The 14,792-nt window shown below is 36.9% G+C and carries 23 protein-coding genes; 10 read left to right on the plus strand and 13 right to left on the minus strand.

Features of this window, described 5'->3' with window-relative positions:
- Positions 1-7 precede the first annotated feature (7 nt).
- Complete coding sequence (gene rnz / locus GS400_RS11550) at positions 8-925, plus strand: ribonuclease Z (protein WP_160101941.1); 918 nt, start codon at positions 8-10, stop codon at positions 923-925.
- Between the two features lie 9 nt (positions 926-934).
- Positions 935-2,302 (plus strand): aldehyde dehydrogenase, encoded by a 1,368-nt coding sequence (locus tag GS400_RS11555; RefSeq protein WP_160101943.1) that lies wholly within the window; start codon positions 935-937, stop codon positions 2,300-2,302.
- A 102-nt stretch (positions 2,303-2,404) separates the two neighbouring features.
- Here GS400_RS11555 and GS400_RS11560 read toward each other — a convergent pair whose 3' ends face one another.
- Both GS400_RS11560 and GS400_RS11565 read right to left on the minus strand, forming a co-directional pair.
- Positions 2,405-2,956 (minus strand): CotY/CotZ family spore coat protein, encoded by a 552-nt coding sequence (locus GS400_RS11560; protein WP_160101945.1) that lies wholly within the window; start codon positions 2,954-2,956, stop codon positions 2,405-2,407.
- A 148-nt stretch (positions 2,957-3,104) separates the two neighbouring features.
- Entirely contained in the window at positions 3,105-3,602 is a 498-nt protein-coding gene (locus GS400_RS11565) for a metallophosphoesterase family protein (protein ID WP_160101947.1), read from the minus strand.
- Between the two features lie 84 nt (positions 3,603-3,686).
- Between GS400_RS11565 and GS400_RS11570 the strand changes: the two genes are divergently transcribed.
- From GS400_RS11570 to GS400_RS11590, 5 genes are all read left to right on the plus strand, one after another.
- The gene (locus tag GS400_RS11570; RefSeq protein ID WP_236560893.1) at positions 3,687-4,304 is read left to right on the plus strand and encodes a histidine phosphatase family protein; all 618 of its coding nucleotides are present in this window, start codon (positions 3,687-3,689) and stop codon (positions 4,302-4,304) included.
- Positions 4,305-4,325: 21 nt separating this feature from the next.
- Positions 4,326-4,772, plus strand: coding sequence for a hypothetical protein (locus GS400_RS11575; protein ID WP_160101949.1), 447 nt, complete (start codon positions 4,326-4,328; stop codon positions 4,770-4,772).
- A gap of 98 nt (positions 4,773-4,870) precedes the next feature.
- The gene (locus GS400_RS11580) at positions 4,871-5,122 is read left to right on the plus strand and encodes a DNA alkylation repair protein (RefSeq protein ID WP_160101951.1); all 252 of its coding nucleotides are present in this window, start codon (positions 4,871-4,873) and stop codon (positions 5,120-5,122) included.
- Between the two features lie 145 nt (positions 5,123-5,267).
- Positions 5,268-5,627 carry a Lin0512 family protein gene (locus GS400_RS11585; protein WP_160101953.1) on the plus strand — a complete coding sequence of 120 codons (360 nt, stop codon included), beginning with the start codon at positions 5,268-5,270 and terminating at the stop codon, positions 5,625-5,627.
- Positions 5,628-5,707: 80 nt separating this feature from the next.
- Positions 5,708-6,322 carry a PH domain-containing protein gene (locus tag GS400_RS11590; protein ID WP_160101955.1) on the plus strand — a complete coding sequence of 205 codons (615 nt, stop codon included), beginning with the start codon at positions 5,708-5,710 and terminating at the stop codon, positions 6,320-6,322.
- A gap of 437 nt (positions 6,323-6,759) precedes the next feature.
- On the opposite strand, the gene GS400_RS11595 is transcribed toward GS400_RS11590, so the two are convergent.
- The 8 genes from GS400_RS11595 to GS400_RS11630 all read right to left on the minus strand — a co-directional run bounded on the left by GS400_RS11595 (position 6,760) and on the right by GS400_RS11630 (position 11,609).
- On the minus strand, positions 6,760-7,482 hold the full coding sequence (locus tag GS400_RS11595; protein ID WP_236560895.1) for a DUF421 domain-containing protein: 723 nt from the start codon (positions 7,480-7,482) through the stop codon (positions 6,760-6,762).
- Positions 7,483-7,564: 82 nt separating this feature from the next.
- Positions 7,565-7,726, minus strand: a complete 162-nt coding sequence (locus GS400_RS11600) for a hypothetical protein (RefSeq protein ID WP_160101957.1) — start codon at positions 7,724-7,726, stop codon at positions 7,565-7,567.
- 14 nt (positions 7,727-7,740) lie between these two features.
- Positions 7,741-8,007, minus strand: a complete 267-nt coding sequence (locus tag GS400_RS11605) for a hypothetical protein (RefSeq protein WP_160101959.1) — start codon at positions 8,005-8,007, stop codon at positions 7,741-7,743.
- 119 nt (positions 8,008-8,126) lie between these two features.
- A complete protein-coding gene (locus tag GS400_RS11610) occupies positions 8,127-8,759 on the minus strand; it encodes a response regulator transcription factor (protein WP_160101961.1) in 633 nt (210 codons plus the stop codon).
- Positions 8,752-9,792: a sensor histidine kinase gene (locus GS400_RS11615; protein WP_160101963.1), complete on the minus strand. Its 1,041-nt coding sequence runs from the start codon at positions 9,790-9,792 to the stop codon at positions 8,752-8,754. The genes GS400_RS11610 and GS400_RS11615 overlap by 8 nt, the downstream gene beginning before the upstream one ends.
- On the minus strand, positions 9,789-10,520 hold the full coding sequence (gene liaF, locus GS400_RS11620) for a cell wall-active antibiotics response protein LiaF (protein ID WP_160101965.1): 732 nt from the start codon (positions 10,518-10,520) through the stop codon (positions 9,789-9,791). The genes GS400_RS11615 and liaF overlap by 4 nt, the downstream gene beginning before the upstream one ends.
- 81 nt (positions 10,521-10,601) lie before the next feature.
- Positions 10,602-11,243 carry a PspA/IM30 family protein gene (locus GS400_RS11625; protein ID WP_160101967.1) on the minus strand — a complete coding sequence of 214 codons (642 nt, stop codon included), beginning with the start codon at positions 11,241-11,243 and terminating at the stop codon, positions 10,602-10,604.
- Between the two features lie 15 nt (positions 11,244-11,258).
- Positions 11,259-11,609, minus strand: coding sequence for a lmo0954 family membrane protein (locus GS400_RS11630; protein WP_160101969.1), 351 nt, complete (start codon positions 11,607-11,609; stop codon positions 11,259-11,261).
- Between the two features lie 425 nt (positions 11,610-12,034).
- Here GS400_RS11630 and GS400_RS11635 point away from each other — a divergent pair, with 425 nt between their 5' ends.
- Complete coding sequence (locus GS400_RS11635) at positions 12,035-12,820, plus strand: TraR/DksA C4-type zinc finger protein (RefSeq protein WP_160101971.1); 786 nt, start codon at positions 12,035-12,037, stop codon at positions 12,818-12,820.
- A 47-nt stretch (positions 12,821-12,867) separates the two neighbouring features.
- On the opposite strand, the gene GS400_RS11640 is transcribed toward GS400_RS11635, so the two are convergent.
- On the minus strand, positions 12,868-13,098 hold the full coding sequence (locus tag GS400_RS11640) for a hypothetical protein (RefSeq protein ID WP_160101973.1): 231 nt from the start codon (positions 13,096-13,098) through the stop codon (positions 12,868-12,870).
- Positions 13,099-13,168: 70 nt separating this feature from the next.
- On the opposite strand from GS400_RS11640, the gene GS400_RS11645 reads away from it, so the two are divergent.
- Both GS400_RS11645 and GS400_RS20050 read left to right on the plus strand, forming a co-directional pair.
- Positions 13,169-13,399: a hypothetical protein gene (locus GS400_RS11645; protein ID WP_160101975.1), complete on the plus strand. Its 231-nt coding sequence runs from the start codon at positions 13,169-13,171 to the stop codon at positions 13,397-13,399.
- Positions 13,400-13,446: 47 nt separating this feature from the next.
- On the plus strand, positions 13,447-13,614 hold the full coding sequence (locus tag GS400_RS20050) for a hypothetical protein (RefSeq protein WP_027446078.1): 168 nt from the start codon (positions 13,447-13,449) through the stop codon (positions 13,612-13,614).
- A gap of 387 nt (positions 13,615-14,001) precedes the next feature.
- Here the strand turns inward: GS400_RS20050 and GS400_RS11650 are convergent, their stop codons facing one another.
- On the minus strand, positions 14,002-14,457 hold the full coding sequence (locus tag GS400_RS11650; RefSeq protein ID WP_160101977.1) for an SRPBCC family protein: 456 nt from the start codon (positions 14,455-14,457) through the stop codon (positions 14,002-14,004).
- A complete protein-coding gene (locus GS400_RS11655) occupies positions 14,450-14,773 on the minus strand; it encodes an ArsR/SmtB family transcription factor (RefSeq protein ID WP_160101979.1) in 324 nt (107 codons plus the stop codon). Before GS400_RS11655 ends, GS400_RS11650 begins: the two co-directional genes overlap by 8 nt.
- Positions 14,774-14,792 lie beyond the last annotated feature (19 nt).

Genomic DNA, 14,792 nt, shown 5'->3' on the forward strand with positions numbered 1-14,792 from the left:
GCTCAACATGGATTTATATTTTTTAGGGACTGGAGCTGGAGTACCCTCCAAAAAAAGAAACGTCTCATCCATTGCCCTACAACTACTTCAAGAGCGAGGAAGCACTTGGCTATTTGATTGCGGCGAATCAACACAGCATCAAATACTACAGACAAATATCAGGCCCAGACGAATTGAGAAAATATTCATTACCCATTTACACGGTGATCATATCTTTGGGCTTCCTGGATTACTAGGTAGCCGTTCTTTTCAAGGGGGGACAACACCACTTACTGTATATGGTCCTAAGGGCATTCAAGCATTTTTGGAAACGTCACTTAGTGTTAGTGGTACGAGACTTGCCTATGATCTCCAAATTATTGAGGTCGAAGAAGGCACCGTATATGAAGACAACCAACTATCGGTTAGCTGTTTTGCTTTGGAACATGGAATGCCTAGTTTCGGTTACTGCATCCAAGAACATGACAAACCTGGTGAATTACTTGTCAATCGCTTACAAGAATTAGGGATTAAACCTGGACCTATCTATCAAAAGATTAAAGAACAACCAACCGTTACGCTTGAGTCTGGAAAAACAATAAATCGCGATGACTTCGTAGGCGATCCTAAACCAGGTCGGAAAGTATGTATATTGGGAGATACGCGCTATAAGGAACATTTAAAGTCTAATGTTGAAGGGGCTGATGTTCTTGTACACGAAGCAACATTTGCAAGCGAAGATGAGGAAAACGCTTATAACTTCTACCACTCTACTACGAAGCAAGCGGCTCAATTAGCTAAAAATGCTAACGTAAAAAAGCTGATCTTAACTCATATCTCATCTCGCTATCAAAACGAAGCTGTTGATCAATTGAAGCATGAAGCGCAAGAGATCTTTTCAAACAGTGAGATTGCCTTTGACTTTTTCCAAACTCATATCCCATAGGAGGCTGTTATGAAAATCCCTCAACTTGTAAACACACAAAGAGCCTATTATCACAAGGACGAAACACGATCTTTTTCTTTTCGGAAAGAACAGTTACTAAAGCTAAAGACCATGATTGAACAAAACGAAACAGCTATTATTCAAGCTCTGAAAGCGGACTTAAATAAATCAGAATTTGAGAGCTATACTTCTGAAATTGGCTTTTTATATGCTGAAATTAACCTTATATTAAAAGAACTCAAAACATGGATGAAGCCAACTAAGGTTAAGACACCAACTTCTCATCTCGGTTCTAAAAGTTATATATACAAAGAACCTTATGGTGTAAGTCTTATTATCGCTCCTTGGAATTACCCTTTTCACCTTGCCCTAGCTCCTGTAATTGGTGCTATTGCAGGTGGAAACACAATAATCTTAAAGCCATCTGAACTTACACCTTCTATTTCGCCATTGTTAAATAAGCTTATTTCAGAAACATTTGATGAAGAGTATTTTGCAGTTGTAGAAGGAGCTGTTGAAGAAAGCCAGGAGCTTTTAGAGCAGCAAGTTGACCTGATCTTTTTCACTGGAAGCGTACCTGTTGGCAAAATTGTCATGGAAAAAGCGAGCCAAAACCTCACCCCTATCCTTTTAGAATTAGGAGGAAAAAGCCCGGTTATCGTCGATCAAAAAGCTAATCTGGATCTAGCTGCTAAGCGAATAGTGTGGGGGAAATATACAAACGCTGGCCAAACGTGTATCGCTCCTGATTATTTATATGTACACCGAAGTGTGAAACCTGAACTTGTATCAAAAATGAAGCATTATATTAAAGATTTTTATAGTGAAACCCCACTTTTAAATGAAGAGTACACTCATATCGTAAACCACCGTCACTTCAAGCGCTTAATCCCTTATTTATCTGAAGGAGAAATTGTAATAGGTGGAGGAACAGATGAAGAAAATACCATTATAGAGCCTACTATACTGGATCATATTACATGGGAGGATTCAGTCATGCAGGAGGAAATTTTCGGTCCGATTCTACCTGTTCTAACTTATGATGATATTGATGAAGTCATTTCTCATGTACGCTCAAATGAAAAACCTCTAGCATTCTATTATTTTTCTGAAGATGAACAGAATCAAGAATATGTATTAAATCACATCCCATTTGGTGGCGGATGTATAAATGATACATTATTTCACGTAGCAAACCCTTATCTCCCTTTCGGAGGCGTAGGACATAGCGGGATCGGAAAATATCATGGTAAGGCTAGCTTTGATGCGTTCACAAATGCAAAGAGCATCGTTAAACAAACAACGAAATTCGACTTTTCATTTCGCTATCCAAATACAAAAAATGGGCTAGCCATTATTAAAAGATTATTGAAATAAAACGCAAACAAAAAGTGCCTGGAAGCGTCCGTTTTCCAGGCACTACTATTTTAAAAAGGGGAAATGGCATTTATAAAAAAGGGAACCGACGATTAAAACTTGTTATTCTGCTTGCGTACCCATAGCATTCATCATGTTAGTATCGCCTTTAAAAGCATTGATAACTTCAAGACCTTCATGGATCTCATGCTCTGAAGCACTTAATGCATTTACAGGGTGGAAGCACGTGATACCAGTGAAACAACTAAGATCAACTTCTACACACACACCTGTACGACGGAAGTTTTCAAATTTGAATAATCTACTTTCACATTTAATAGGGATAAGAAGCTCTAGAATCGCACAACACTTTGTGTCTTTTTTGATCTTTTTCACACGGAAAAATGGTGATGGGATTGGTGCACTACAATCGTTAAAACGTTTCACTCCCCATGCGAAGTAAGGCAGTAAACCAGCGAATGTGTTTTCACATCCACATAACAGCATGAATGGAATTGTATCTGCTCCGTTTCCGCCTGTTGGTGATACAAGGTCACGAATTGATTGTTCACAAGAACCGCTATCACAGCAGTTGTTATCTACCGCATCCTGAGCATCTGCAATACGACGGACTTTGTCACACACACATTGCTCTCTTTTGCATTTACAACTCATCTTTTCACAACTCCTTTAATTAAATTACCCGTAGGTAATAACAGAGTATGTGATGTAACTAATTTAGTATGGGGGTTTGTCTCTAGTAGGTTTAATTGTACATTTGTCCATGAGAAAGATTCACTAGTTTTCTGAAAGAATACTCACCCTATGATTGATCTCGTACATAAACATGTTCACAGTGGATTGCATCTCCTAATGTAATAATCCCATAAGAGTAATATGGTAACTTTCTTTTATCTGTTAACGAACCAGGATTAAACAAAAGCGTTTTATTATACCAACGAGTAAGTGGTAAATGAGAGTGACCAAAAATGATCATATCAACCTGTTCTTCATGAAATGCTTCTATTACACGCTTTTCTGTTGTTTTCTTTTCACCATGACCATGTACAACACCAATACGATATCCTTCAAATTCTAAAATGATCTTATCTTCCATAAGCTCCTTTATATCTTCTCCATCAACATTTCCATAAACTCCATAGACTTCAGCATAACTCGATAATTCATTATATAAATCACTCGTGCTCCAATCTCCAGCATGTATAATAACGTTGGTATCCTTAAAATCTTCCACTACTGCTTGAGGTAATGTTTTCCCCTTTTTAGTCATATGTGTATCTGAAATAACAACGATCTTCATGACCTACCCCACTCCTATTACATAATTCTAAAACTTTTCTTGAATTGATTGGTTTTCTTCATAATGAAAAAGGAAATATAATTAATGATTACATTAAAAACTTTCCTACCGATTTCGAAAGGATTGAGAAACATAACAACACTTTACTTAGTTAGACATGGTGAAACAGATTGGAATAGACAAAAAAGATTACAAGGACAAGAAGACATACCCTTGAATGAATTAGGTGGTATTCATTTGAAAAATGAATACTGGGATGCCATTGTCGCAAGCCCCTTATCAAGAGCATATGAGACAGCGGAAATTATTCAAAGTCACTTAGAACAAACGGTTTCTATTCATACGATCGATGAGTTTAAGGAGCGCGCTTTTGGAGAAGCTTCTGGTTTAACTTTTCAAGAATTACATGAGAAATATCCTAATCGCAACTACTCTGGCCAAGAAGAATGGGAAGATTTTAAAACAAGAGTTTTCAGCGGACTTGAGCAAATCCAGACTAATTTTAAGGGTAAAAAGATTCTTTTAGTCGCTCATGGAGCCGTTATCAATTGCATGTTAAGCGTTCTATCTAATGGTGAAGTAGGCTCTGGAAAAACAAAACTCATTAATGCGTGTATAAGTCATTTAGAAAACATCGATGATATGTGGAACATCAGAAGCTACAACGAGACCAGCCATCTTTCTCAATTTCAATCGCATTAGCATGAAGAGAGGATGAATTATATGAAAAGGATGATTGTAATCCTTTTGAGTGTAGTCATGATTTCGATTCCCTTAGGCTGCAGTGTTCAATCTCAACAACCATTTTCTAAAATGGAGATTACCAAGGCTGATCAAAACATTAAACAGTTTATTGACCAGGTACAGGATAAAGGAGTTTACTTATTTGGTGATAAGCTTGATTCGGACCAATATTATGTATTGTTAGACGGAGTTGATCGAAATAACACGGAAGAACCCATTTACTTTACTGACGTTTACACGAAGATCAAAGATGAAACCTTAAATATATTTTATTCCGAAACGACTAAACGTCAAAATGGTGATAAACAACTCCTATTTAAAATTGATAAAAACCAATTCAAAGATGATTACGATAACATTAAACTTTTTAAAAACAACGAAGGAATCGCATTCACCTCTATTGTCGTTCAAGGCAATACGCCTTAATCTCCATTCACACATTGCTGAATTCAGTAATGTGTTCTTTTTTGTATTAAAATTACCTTTTTATCAAAAACTAAACAAAAACAAGGAGGTTATCGCTCATGTCACAACCCTATTTATGTCCAAGCTGTAAAACAAACCGTACAAGATTTAACCTGATTGAGCAGGTTGCAAAACCAATCAAAATGGATCCTCAAACGGGTGAAACAGTGGAAGAGTACACGAATGATAACTTAAGTCCGATGCATATGAAATACAATGGGAGTGATTTACGTGTTCAATGCGCTGCGTGTGGTGTTATTGAAGATGAAATCACGTTTATCAAACGAGCTCAGTTAAATCAAAGTGTTTAAATGAACTTTGAGGTGGCGTTCTCCAACGTCACCTTCTCTTTTTGCCTCCCCCCATCTCTTCTACCTTTATCCCTTCTCTTTTCTATCAACTCCCGCTATATGCTAGAATAAAAATATATCATTTATGAGAAAGGAAGTTCATAATATGAAACAACTTGTGTTTATTGAAACTGGAATGGGCGTGGATGTACACGGTCAAAACGTAACAAAAGCATCAGTACGCGCTATTAAAGATGCCATACATACAAACTCCATGCCAGGAATCCGATCCATTTTACCTGAGCAATCCTTAGATAACATGAAAGTAAACATTAAGCTCGCTGTTCCATGTGATAAAGAATTATTAGACTATGATGAAATCAAACAGGCTATTCCCTATGGTCAAAAATCAGTAGAAGTCATGGACGGTGGCATGCTGACGACAAGTGGTATAGAACTAAAAGATAAAGAAGATAAAAATGACCTGATGTATATCGTCAATGCTTCTGTTGAAGTTGGTTACTAAAAATCCTACATATTTGGGATTTTAGAACTTACAGATTTTGATAAAATGACTTCGTACCTGAAACTGAAAGGAATGATACCATGTTTAAGAAAGTTGCATCTGATGCACTCGGTTTAAGTGATGTCGGTAAAGTCATAAAGCGAGAGGATTTTGATAAAGTTGATGCTGATGACTATGTCATGCACGAAGATGATGAACAAATCTTCTTTCTAATAAAATCTCAAGCTGATGAATATTGCTTTACAAATAAAGCACTAATACATGTAGACGGAGAAAGTGCTGCAAGTAAAAAACGTACACTCCATCGCTATGACTATTACAGACATACTATTTCTAATGTTGAACTTGAAACTGCTGGAACGGTCGATATTGATGTTGAAATCAAGTTCTCTTTAGGAAACACGCAGTTCTCCATTGATGTACACAAAAATCATTTGGAAGAGTTAAAAGACCTTTATAAGGCTCTATTAAAAATTGCTGAAATTGAGCGAGATAATGATATTTATCTTAATTTCTCGAAACAAAGCATTGATTATGCATCAAATACACTAAACCGTACGGAGGCTACTGAATCTAGCCTGTCTGAGGAATTCAAAGCTATAAATCAGCATGCTTTCTCATGGTTAATGGAAAACAAAGAAAAGTACACTGTAAAAGACTTCGGTTATGTATTCCAACGTTATATTAATAACTAAAACACCTATGATCCTGGTCCTTTAAAGGACCAGGATTTTTTATACCTTTAATATATGGTTGACTTTTAATGTGTATATGTTATGATAGTTTTTAGTGCTTTTAAACGAGGAACGTTAAAGGCATGGATAAAACCCGGTATTAAAGAATATTCATATTGAACTTTTTACGGTAAAATCATCTGGCATCCTGTGAAAACATTGAAATGTTCCTTATTTTCACTGGCACGACCGAGGAGTCGTAAGGATGAAAGAGAGGTAGGGCTTTCATTATTTAAGGTTTTCTTAGCGAAGCACAGAGATCTACCGCGGCAGCAATAAATAGATAGCGGAGACAACCGCTTATAAATAAGAACAAACATGATTTGAAGTAAAACCATATGAATGAACAATAAGGCGAATCCGTTTATCGGGTTCGCCTTTTCCAATTTTTTAAGATCTTAATGTTCTATAGAGGGTACATTCTTGGGCTTATATTCTTTTAAAGAAACAAATAACTCATCTTTTTCATTTAGTGATGCAAAGAATACTCTTTTCACATCAGGTACATGTTGCTTCGTTAACTCTTCTCTTAACCATGATTCATCTCTTCGCATATGTCGCAATAGGTTATATTGAATTTCTCCATCTAAAATAACAGGTATGTCATAATTGTGCTGAGGAACTTGAACATTCAAATCCTCTCGAATAACCCCTTCTTTTAAAGGATTTAACCGAACAGACATCTTACCATTAGCCTCAATGATCGCCATCTCCACATCATTTATATTAAAAACATCTTTTTCTCGAAGCATCTGTAGAATATTATCAATGGAGTAATTAATTCTTTTTAAGTTTTTCATGAGGAATTGACCATTGTATAAGACAATAGTGGGTTCAAATGTGAATAACCTTCCAATTTTTCTGTTATTCATTTTTAGAAATATAATGAATTTCTGTAAAAGAGCAATAGATATAATAGCAACTACGGTATGAATATGATTAATTTTGGGGTCTGCGATATCTGCTCCAACAACAGACCCTAATACAAGTACTACAAGAAAATCAAAGACAGGAAGTTCTCCAATAGATCGTTTTCCCATAAATAACCCCATCATAAGCAGCAAGGGTAAAATGGTTACAATCCTTCCTAATACAACTAGAGAATCCGTTAATTGTGACATTTAAATTCCACTCCTGTTTCGAACAAATTATAATGCTAAAAAGGCGAATCAGTTTGGGATAGTGATTCGCCTTTTTCAATTATTATTTATTAAATTTAGAGACATCTAAAGCAATTGTGTTATTGTTATTGTATTGCTCTGCAAGACGTTCTGCTTCTTCTGCTTTTTCTTCCTCAACATGTTGCCCTGAGTATGACTCAACTCGATCTTCATTCATTTCCTTTACTTCACGGTCCCTCTGCATAATCGTTGACCCCCTTACCCTTTCATTTTCTGCATGACCTTTTCCATCTCATTGACTAAGGTAGCTACTTCATCAGTTTGTAGTGGAACAGGTAGTTGATCATTTAGAATCATCGTACATATTTCTCCTTTTTGCTGTTGAGATTGTAAATATTGAGAAAGTGCTTCTAATTGCTCCTGATCAAAAACTGACGTTGTATTCAAATGTTTGATATTTGTCAATACAAATTCATGGTCTTCATTTACATGACCACTCATCATATTTCCATTAAATTCGTCCATCTCACTTCCCACTTTCCTACCTAGTAATATCTTTAGTTTGGCATAGGGGTTACTTATCTATTCACATACAAAAGGTGCGGATACACATTATGTATTCGCACCTTTTGTAATCCTTTATTTTAGTTCACTAAGTCATGTTTAAAAGCATAAATGACAGCTTGTGTCCGATCATGCACCTCAAGCTTTCCAAGTACATTACTAACATGAACTTTGACTGTTTTCATGGCTATATAGAGTTCATCGGCAATTTCTTGGTTTGATTTTCCTTCCGTCATCAGCTTTAATACTTCTTTCTCTCTTTCCGTTAAATCCTCATGAAGATCATTAGCTGGCTTTGTTCTCATTTTATTCATGATTTTCCCAGTTACTTCAGGCTCTAAAATGGATTGGCCTTTAAACGTTGCGCGGATTGCGGCTGCAATTTCATTTGCCTTGGAGGTCTTTAACATATAGCTTGTTGCCCCCGCTTCAAGAGCTGGATACACTTTTTCATCATCCAGGAAGCTCGTTACCACAATAATTTTTGCTTCTGGCCATTTTTGAACGATTTCTTTCGTGGCTTCAATTCCATCCATATGATCCATCACCAAATCCATTAATATGATATCCGGTTTATGCTCAAGGGCTAAATCAACCGCTTCCCGTCCATCATCTGCCTCTGCAATCACTTCGATATCGGATTGAGAAGATAAGTATGCTGAAACACCAATTCGAACCATTTCATGATCATCTGCGAAAAGTACTCTAATCATCTTGATCACCATCCTTTGCTCGGTATGGAATTTTGACTTCCAATCGTGTTCCTTGATTCTTTACGCTTATGACCTTTAACGTTCCTCCAACCTCTAAGGCTCGTTCATTCATGTTTTGTAATCCATAAGAACTTGTTTTTTCTTCCTCTATATTAAAACCCACACCATCATCCATGACGCGCATAATGATCATATCATCACGTTCAATTAACATAGCATTTAAACTGTTGGCTTTTGCATGTCGAAGTGTATTTGAGACAGCTTCTTGAAGAATTCGAAAAAGCTGATCTTCTATGCCCTTATCAGCATTTAGGTCTTCAATTTTCCAATCAATCTCGATCGGAACCTTCTGGGTTAACTCAACAAGTAACTCTTCCATCCCCTCTCTCAGGGACTTCCCTTTTAAGGCAGCTGGTCTTAAGTGAAGCAATAATGCTCTCATTTCTAATTGTGACTGTTGAATCATTTTCTCCACCATATCCAGTTGTTTTTGTATGGCTGTGTTTTTTGCTTCATTTGAATCATTCACTGCTGACATCATCATCGAAGCTGCAAATAATTGCTGACTTACGGAGTCATGAAGCTCTCGAGCTAATCGATTTCGTTCTTGAATCACAACCTCTTGAAGGCTTTGTTCTCGTTCATGAGCTCGTTCGGTAGCCAGCTTTTGTGACAATTCAGCTTGCTGTTTAAGTTTGTTTTCAAGCTTCTTCAACTGTTCCTGTAAATAAAAGAACTCATGATAAGATTCACCCATGTCATTTGAGAGCTTTTGTCCCTTGATTAGTTCATCTAAGCGGTAACTAATTTTATATACACGATTTTTCCAGAACCACCCATAAATAGCACCACCAATTAAACCTCCACCTAATGAAACAGATACAACAAATAACCAATAAGGTATATCAAACGTTTCTTCACTCCATATATCTGTAAATTGCTCAAGAGGAAACGTTAGAAAAGTGCCCGCTAACAAAAATGAAGTGAGGACAAATGAAAAAAGTAACCCAACTAGTGCCTGACGTAATATCATATCCGCTTCACCTCTATGTTTCCGGACATTAAAGAGGTGATAATTTTGACTCGGGGCTTATCACTTGAGTAATGTGCTGTTTGATACGATAACTGGTGATTCCACAAATTCATGTGATATTGCCCAAGAATATTTGCTCTTCCTATTAAGGAACTATGTTGTATGCTCACTTCTATTTCGTATGGAACATAAATTTCAATGTTCCCTATAAAATGTCTAATGGAAATAAATGAATGATCAGGTAAAACCGTATTACTCAAGTCTAATACACGATCTCCAAAGGTTCCTTGAATATTTACATCATGCCATTCATAGGCACTCTCACTAGTAATTTGGTCTCCCCATATTCGCTGTTGCATAAAAGGTTTCATTTCAAGCAAAGCTTCCGTATTTTCTGATCCACTCCAATTGTGTTCTGGCACTTGCCAATTGATCGGTTCTTTTGTGGATTTATAATATTCTCGTAAGATAAGGATAAGTCCGATAATAATAATAAATCGTACGGCCATCATATTTATAATCGTAAAGGATAAAAAGACAATACCTATCCAAAAAAGAATTTTCCCAAGTGAACGATGAAAATTTCTCCACCCAAAATAAACCATAATCCCAAAGATAACGACTGAAAAAATGAGCACCTTATTATAGAAAACGACCTCGATTATAAGGAGGATTACCCCAATCATGAGGATCCAATTGATGTTATTTGTGCTGATTCTATTGAACATGGTGGCACTCCCCCTTTGTTTAATATGTAAGTGCAAAAAGACGCAGCTAATCTGCGCCTTTTTAAGCATAGCATATTTCTTCTACTTCGATGCAACGCTTTCTGGTTCCTTCATTCTCTTTTCTAATTGCTCAATTTTACTGTCAAATGTATTTCGATAATAAGCACTGTTTACTTTATGTTCAATGTTTTGCATGTATTGATCTAATTCGGAAAACTTAGAGTAAGGGTTCTCAGTAGATTGATCCATTACATAATTGATACGATTGTGTGCACGAGCAATGTTCTCACGTCCCATAAGCTCCATACGCTTCAAACGCATATCCTTTAAACGATGCTTCATTTCTTCATATTTTTGTTCTAGACTTTCAAGTTGCTCTGAAGCTTGCTGGCGCATTTGGTCCATACGGTCTGCTCGAGCTTGGTATTCTTCATATTCTTGAATAGCAAACTGATACATGGATTCTTCCCCAGCTTTTTGGGCCACATCTGATTGCTTTTTGCGTTTATTTGCCATCTCTTTTGCCTGATGGTATTCACGAGTGAACTCTTCTTTCAAGCGGTACTGACGCTCGACAAGCTTACGTACTTTTTCGGTTTCCTTTTCACTTTCACGAAGATATTGATTCAGTTTGGCAATTGGGTTTTGTTCCTCTTTTTCATCTAACATGTCATGAAGGTCCGCTGAAATGGTGTCTTTAATTCGAGAAAATAAATTCGCCATTATTGATCTCTCCTTTTAGGATTTATTTAGTTCTGCCCACTGCTTTTCAAAATTCACAAATGGATCGTCTTCTTTTTCTTCACTTCCATACCTGTCATTTCGTTTCCATTTTTTATAAATGATATATAGCACATAGGCAGCTGCTACACCTACAACAGCATAGATGTTCGAGACGGTGAAACTTAAGACGACAAATCCAAGAATGACCCACAAAATTTTCTTCGCTGTGGAATCTGTTTTTATAAATTGTTTAAAGATCACGTACAACAACCAAACCCCTGCTGCAAGCATGATCATAGGACCAAGGTTCGCCACTAATACGGCTAGAGCGACAAGTCCTGCTACAAACCAAAGAAATTGTTTCATCATTATTGCCTCCTCTCTGTGATCTTGTCTTTATCTTACCGAGTTATGATGTTTTCCATAATGATCCTAGGATATATTTCGAACTAAGCCTCTAGGCGTATAAGCATGTAAGCCTCATGAATTCATGGCTTTTCCAGCATGTTTTTATCCCATGGTGTAAATACTATACCAGAAAGGCGCAAGCTCCCGTATAGCGACGTATATGCTGGACTGAGCCGCAGTAAGATAAAGGAAACACGAAGAACGAAGTGATTCGATGTTGACTTATCTTACGGATAAGAATGATCGACTAAGTTCGTCACGTCCTGTGACAACGTCGATCTGACCCACGTCGTGTGGTCCCAAGCATACTAGTTGCTGGGCGCAGGAGCTAGACATCTACGAGTTACAATGCTTTTATAAAAAGTGAAAAGGAGGGAGCTTACATGCTTACTTCACAACAACAAGCCTCTTTCAAGCAACAACTTCAGAGGCAAAAACAAGAATTGCTCTCTCATCTAGAGCAAAACGATCATTATGATCTTGAAACAGCATCCTTTCAAGAGTCTGTAGATGAATTATCGAATTATGACAACCACCCTGGTGATAATGCCAGCTATCTATATGAGCGCGAAAAAGACATCGCTTTAAATGAACACGCTGAAGATGAGCTAAAAAACATTAATCATGCCTTAGAGCGTATGAACCAAGGATCTTATGGTCAATGCGAGGAATGTGGAAAAGACATACCTATTGAACGTCTCGAAGCATTACCTACAACGACTTTTTGTATAGAACACAGCCGTGACCAAGAAGAACATGAACGTCGTCCCGTTGAGGAAGAAATCATTCAATCGGGATTACGTCGAATGTCTGATGAAGAATCCGAAACGAACTTTTACGATTCTGAGGATTCTTGGCAAGATGTAGCACGCTATGGCACATCTGAGACACCTTCTGATTTTTCAGGGCAGGATATCGATGACTATAGTGATACCTACATTAACTCTGATGAACCCGTTAACTATGTTGAGGATTATGAAAACTTTACTGGTGTCGATATGTATGGGAAAGAAGTAAAAGTGTATCCAAACCCATCTCACGAAGAATATGAAGAAGACCTTGATGAATCAGGCATGATGTCTGTAGTTGGAGAGCTTCACTATCATGAAACAGATGGCTATGTCGATGAGGAAGCAAAGGAAGAAGAAGAGGATAATTTTTGGAAGTGATTACAAATGACAAAATCCTACCTCATTACGGTAGGATTTTGTTTTGCCTAATCGTGATTTTCTAATTCTTTTTCCATATCACTTTTTCGTTCACCTTCTGCAGTAACATCAATAGCTGGAGTGTTGTTATTTAAATAATGATGAGCTAAAGATTCACCTTCAGTTTGACCATCATCTCCATCTTGGTTGTTAAATGCATTATTGATTTCAATATTGGCATTGAAAGCTTCAGACATTTCGTTATGGCTTTCTTCATTTTTCTCACGTTTCTTTGACATCGATCAACCCTCCTCTTAGTTGTTAGTATTTCTAAAAGAGGTAAGTTTACTCAAGAAGGAGATGTCCAAATTGGAATTTCAACTACAAAGTCGTGAAGGCGCTTATCCATGTGAAGTCACTATTGATGATGATAATGGGCGCTATATGATTCGAAAAGCAGACACATCTGGAGAGGTTTTCAACTCGCCTCTAGAACTATATCAGTGGATTCAAGACCATTGGAAGGCAAACGATTTTAAAGATGGGGAACATTATAATGAGGTAATGGGTGAGTTGGAGGATTATCTTGCTAACGCATGATATTAAGCAGAGTTACGCAAACTATGTTATCGAAAGGAGGCATCACGATGACGAAACGTAAAGTCGCACATGATGCAGCATTACGCAACAATAATACACCTACAGAAAGCTTGGAAAATGTTGAGCTTACCAATGAATCCAAGAACCGTGAAGATATGCAACGCGCAGCTAATCGTAATTCGAAGCAAGGAAGAAAAGGCAAAAATGACCTGTAATGAAGAATGACCCGTTTATAAACGGGTCTTCTATGTATAGTTCTATCATAAGCATATGTATATCTTAATTGCTTTAAGTTATAAAATCTTATACATTAAATATTTCCCCTATAAACTTCCCCATCCCTCTTAACAGATAAAACACTAGTCGAAATGGTAAAAATAAAAGTTCAGGTAAGAGAAATAATATATCGAATAACATGTCTCGAGCATTTAAATTTGATTAATTTTTATATTGGATTTCTATATTTTTCATTATATAGCCCCCTGTTTATTTACAATCCCTCCTTTTTATTCGAGATCCTTATTTAAGTATCCTTCCATATTTCTGTATAGCATACCCCCCAAAAAAACACCGCCAATAAAAGCGGTGTTAGAAGCTAAGTATTATATATCCATAGGTGATAACGTTTTACCGGTTTCCACAAGACTCTTCAAGTTACTCATAATTGCTGGCCATCCGTTATTTACTCCCATGAAGGCATCCTCTCTCTTAAAGAAATCTTCTTTTTTTAGATTTTCGTGTAAAAGGGTTAACTTCACTGTTTCGTTAAATTGTTGAAGTTCAAATGTCACCACAGTTGGTTTTTCACGCTCTGAATCATCAACATGGTTCCAAGTAAACGTTAAGATCTCATTTGGCTTCGACTTAAGTACTTCCCCAAACACATCCAATTCACCATTACCTCGAAAGTATTTAACCTCAGAACCTTCCTGCCAGTCGGATTGTACCTTTGTACCGAAAAAATACTTTTGAGTAAATTCCGGACTTGTTAAGGCTTCCCATAATTTTTCAGGTGACGTTGCGATATACGTTACGTACACAAAAGTTTGATTACCCATCATTCTCCTCCTCCAATTGGTGTTTCAAATCATCTAACGCTTCCATTCGATGGTGGTCATATTTGCTTATCCACCGATTGTAAATGTCCCTTATAGGAGCTGAATTTAGATAATGTAGCTTTTCTCTTCCACGGCGAACTTCAATAACTAAATTAGCTTCAGATAATATAGATAGATGTTTCGTAACAGCTTGCCTTGATATGTCTAGATGTTGGACTAATTCATGTAAGGTTTGTCCGTTTTTTTTATAAAGTTGATCAAGTAACGTTCTTCGATTGGCGTCAGCTAACGCTTTAAAGACTTTATCTATTTTCAAGTCCCCCTTCCTACTCCTA

Origin of the sequence: Pontibacillus sp. HMF3514, assembly GCF_009858175.1 — a bacterium.
In the GTDB taxonomy this organism is placed as follows: Bacteria; Bacillota; Bacilli; order Bacillales; family BH030062; genus Pontibacillus.

Excerpts from the sequence above, each read along its gene's own strand:
- rnz (WP_160101941.1), top strand. The coding sequence starts at position 8 with ATGGATTTATATTTTTTAGGGACTGGAGCTGGAGTACCCTCCAAAAAA.
- GS400_RS11555 (WP_160101943.1), top strand. The coding sequence starts at position 935 with ATGAAAATCCCTCAACTTGTAAACACACAAAGAGCCTATTATCACAAG.
- GS400_RS11560 (WP_160101945.1), bottom strand. The coding sequence starts at position 2,956 with ATGAGTTGTAAATGCAAAAGAGAGCAATGTGTGTGTGACAAAGTCCGT.
- GS400_RS11565 (WP_160101947.1), bottom strand. The coding sequence starts at position 3,602 with ATGAAGATCGTTGTTATTTCAGATACACATATGACTAAAAAGGGGAAA.
- GS400_RS11570 (WP_236560893.1), top strand. The coding sequence starts at position 3,687 with ATGATTACATTAAAAACTTTCCTACCGATTTCGAAAGGATTGAGAAAC.
- GS400_RS11575 (WP_160101949.1), top strand. The coding sequence starts at position 4,326 with ATGAAAAGGATGATTGTAATCCTTTTGAGTGTAGTCATGATTTCGATT.
- GS400_RS11580 (WP_160101951.1), top strand. The coding sequence starts at position 4,871 with ATGTCACAACCCTATTTATGTCCAAGCTGTAAAACAAACCGTACAAGA.
- GS400_RS11585 (WP_160101953.1), top strand. The coding sequence starts at position 5,268 with ATGAAACAACTTGTGTTTATTGAAACTGGAATGGGCGTGGATGTACAC.
- GS400_RS11590 (WP_160101955.1), top strand. The coding sequence starts at position 5,708 with ATGTTTAAGAAAGTTGCATCTGATGCACTCGGTTTAAGTGATGTCGGT.
- GS400_RS11595 (WP_236560895.1), bottom strand. The coding sequence starts at position 7,482 with ATGTCACAATTAACGGATTCTCTAGTTGTATTAGGAAGGATTGTAACC.
- GS400_RS11600 (WP_160101957.1), bottom strand. The coding sequence starts at position 7,726 with ATGCAGAGGGACCGTGAAGTAAAGGAAATGAATGAAGATCGAGTTGAG.
- GS400_RS11605 (WP_160101959.1), bottom strand. The coding sequence starts at position 8,007 with ATGGACGAATTTAATGGAAATATGATGAGTGGTCATGTAAATGAAGAC.
- GS400_RS11610 (WP_160101961.1), bottom strand. The coding sequence starts at position 8,759 with ATGATTAGAGTACTTTTCGCAGATGATCATGAAATGGTTCGAATTGGT.
- GS400_RS11615 (WP_160101963.1), bottom strand. The coding sequence starts at position 9,792 with ATGATATTACGTCAGGCACTAGTTGGGTTACTTTTTTCATTTGTCCTC.
- liaF (WP_160101965.1), bottom strand. The coding sequence starts at position 10,520 with ATGTTCAATAGAATCAGCACAAATAACATCAATTGGATCCTCATGATT.
- GS400_RS11625 (WP_160101967.1), bottom strand. The coding sequence starts at position 11,243 with ATGGCGAATTTATTTTCTCGAATTAAAGACACCATTTCAGCGGACCTT.
- GS400_RS11630 (WP_160101969.1), bottom strand. The coding sequence starts at position 11,609 with ATGAAACAATTTCTTTGGTTTGTAGCAGGACTTGTCGCTCTAGCCGTA.
- GS400_RS11635 (WP_160101971.1), top strand. The coding sequence starts at position 12,035 with ATGCTTACTTCACAACAACAAGCCTCTTTCAAGCAACAACTTCAGAGG.
- GS400_RS11640 (WP_160101973.1), bottom strand. The coding sequence starts at position 13,098 with ATGTCAAAGAAACGTGAGAAAAATGAAGAAAGCCATAACGAAATGTCT.
- GS400_RS20050 (WP_027446078.1), top strand. The coding sequence starts at position 13,447 with ATGACGAAACGTAAAGTCGCACATGATGCAGCATTACGCAACAATAAT.
- GS400_RS11650 (WP_160101977.1), bottom strand. The coding sequence starts at position 14,457 with ATGGGTAATCAAACTTTTGTGTACGTAACGTATATCGCAACGTCACCT.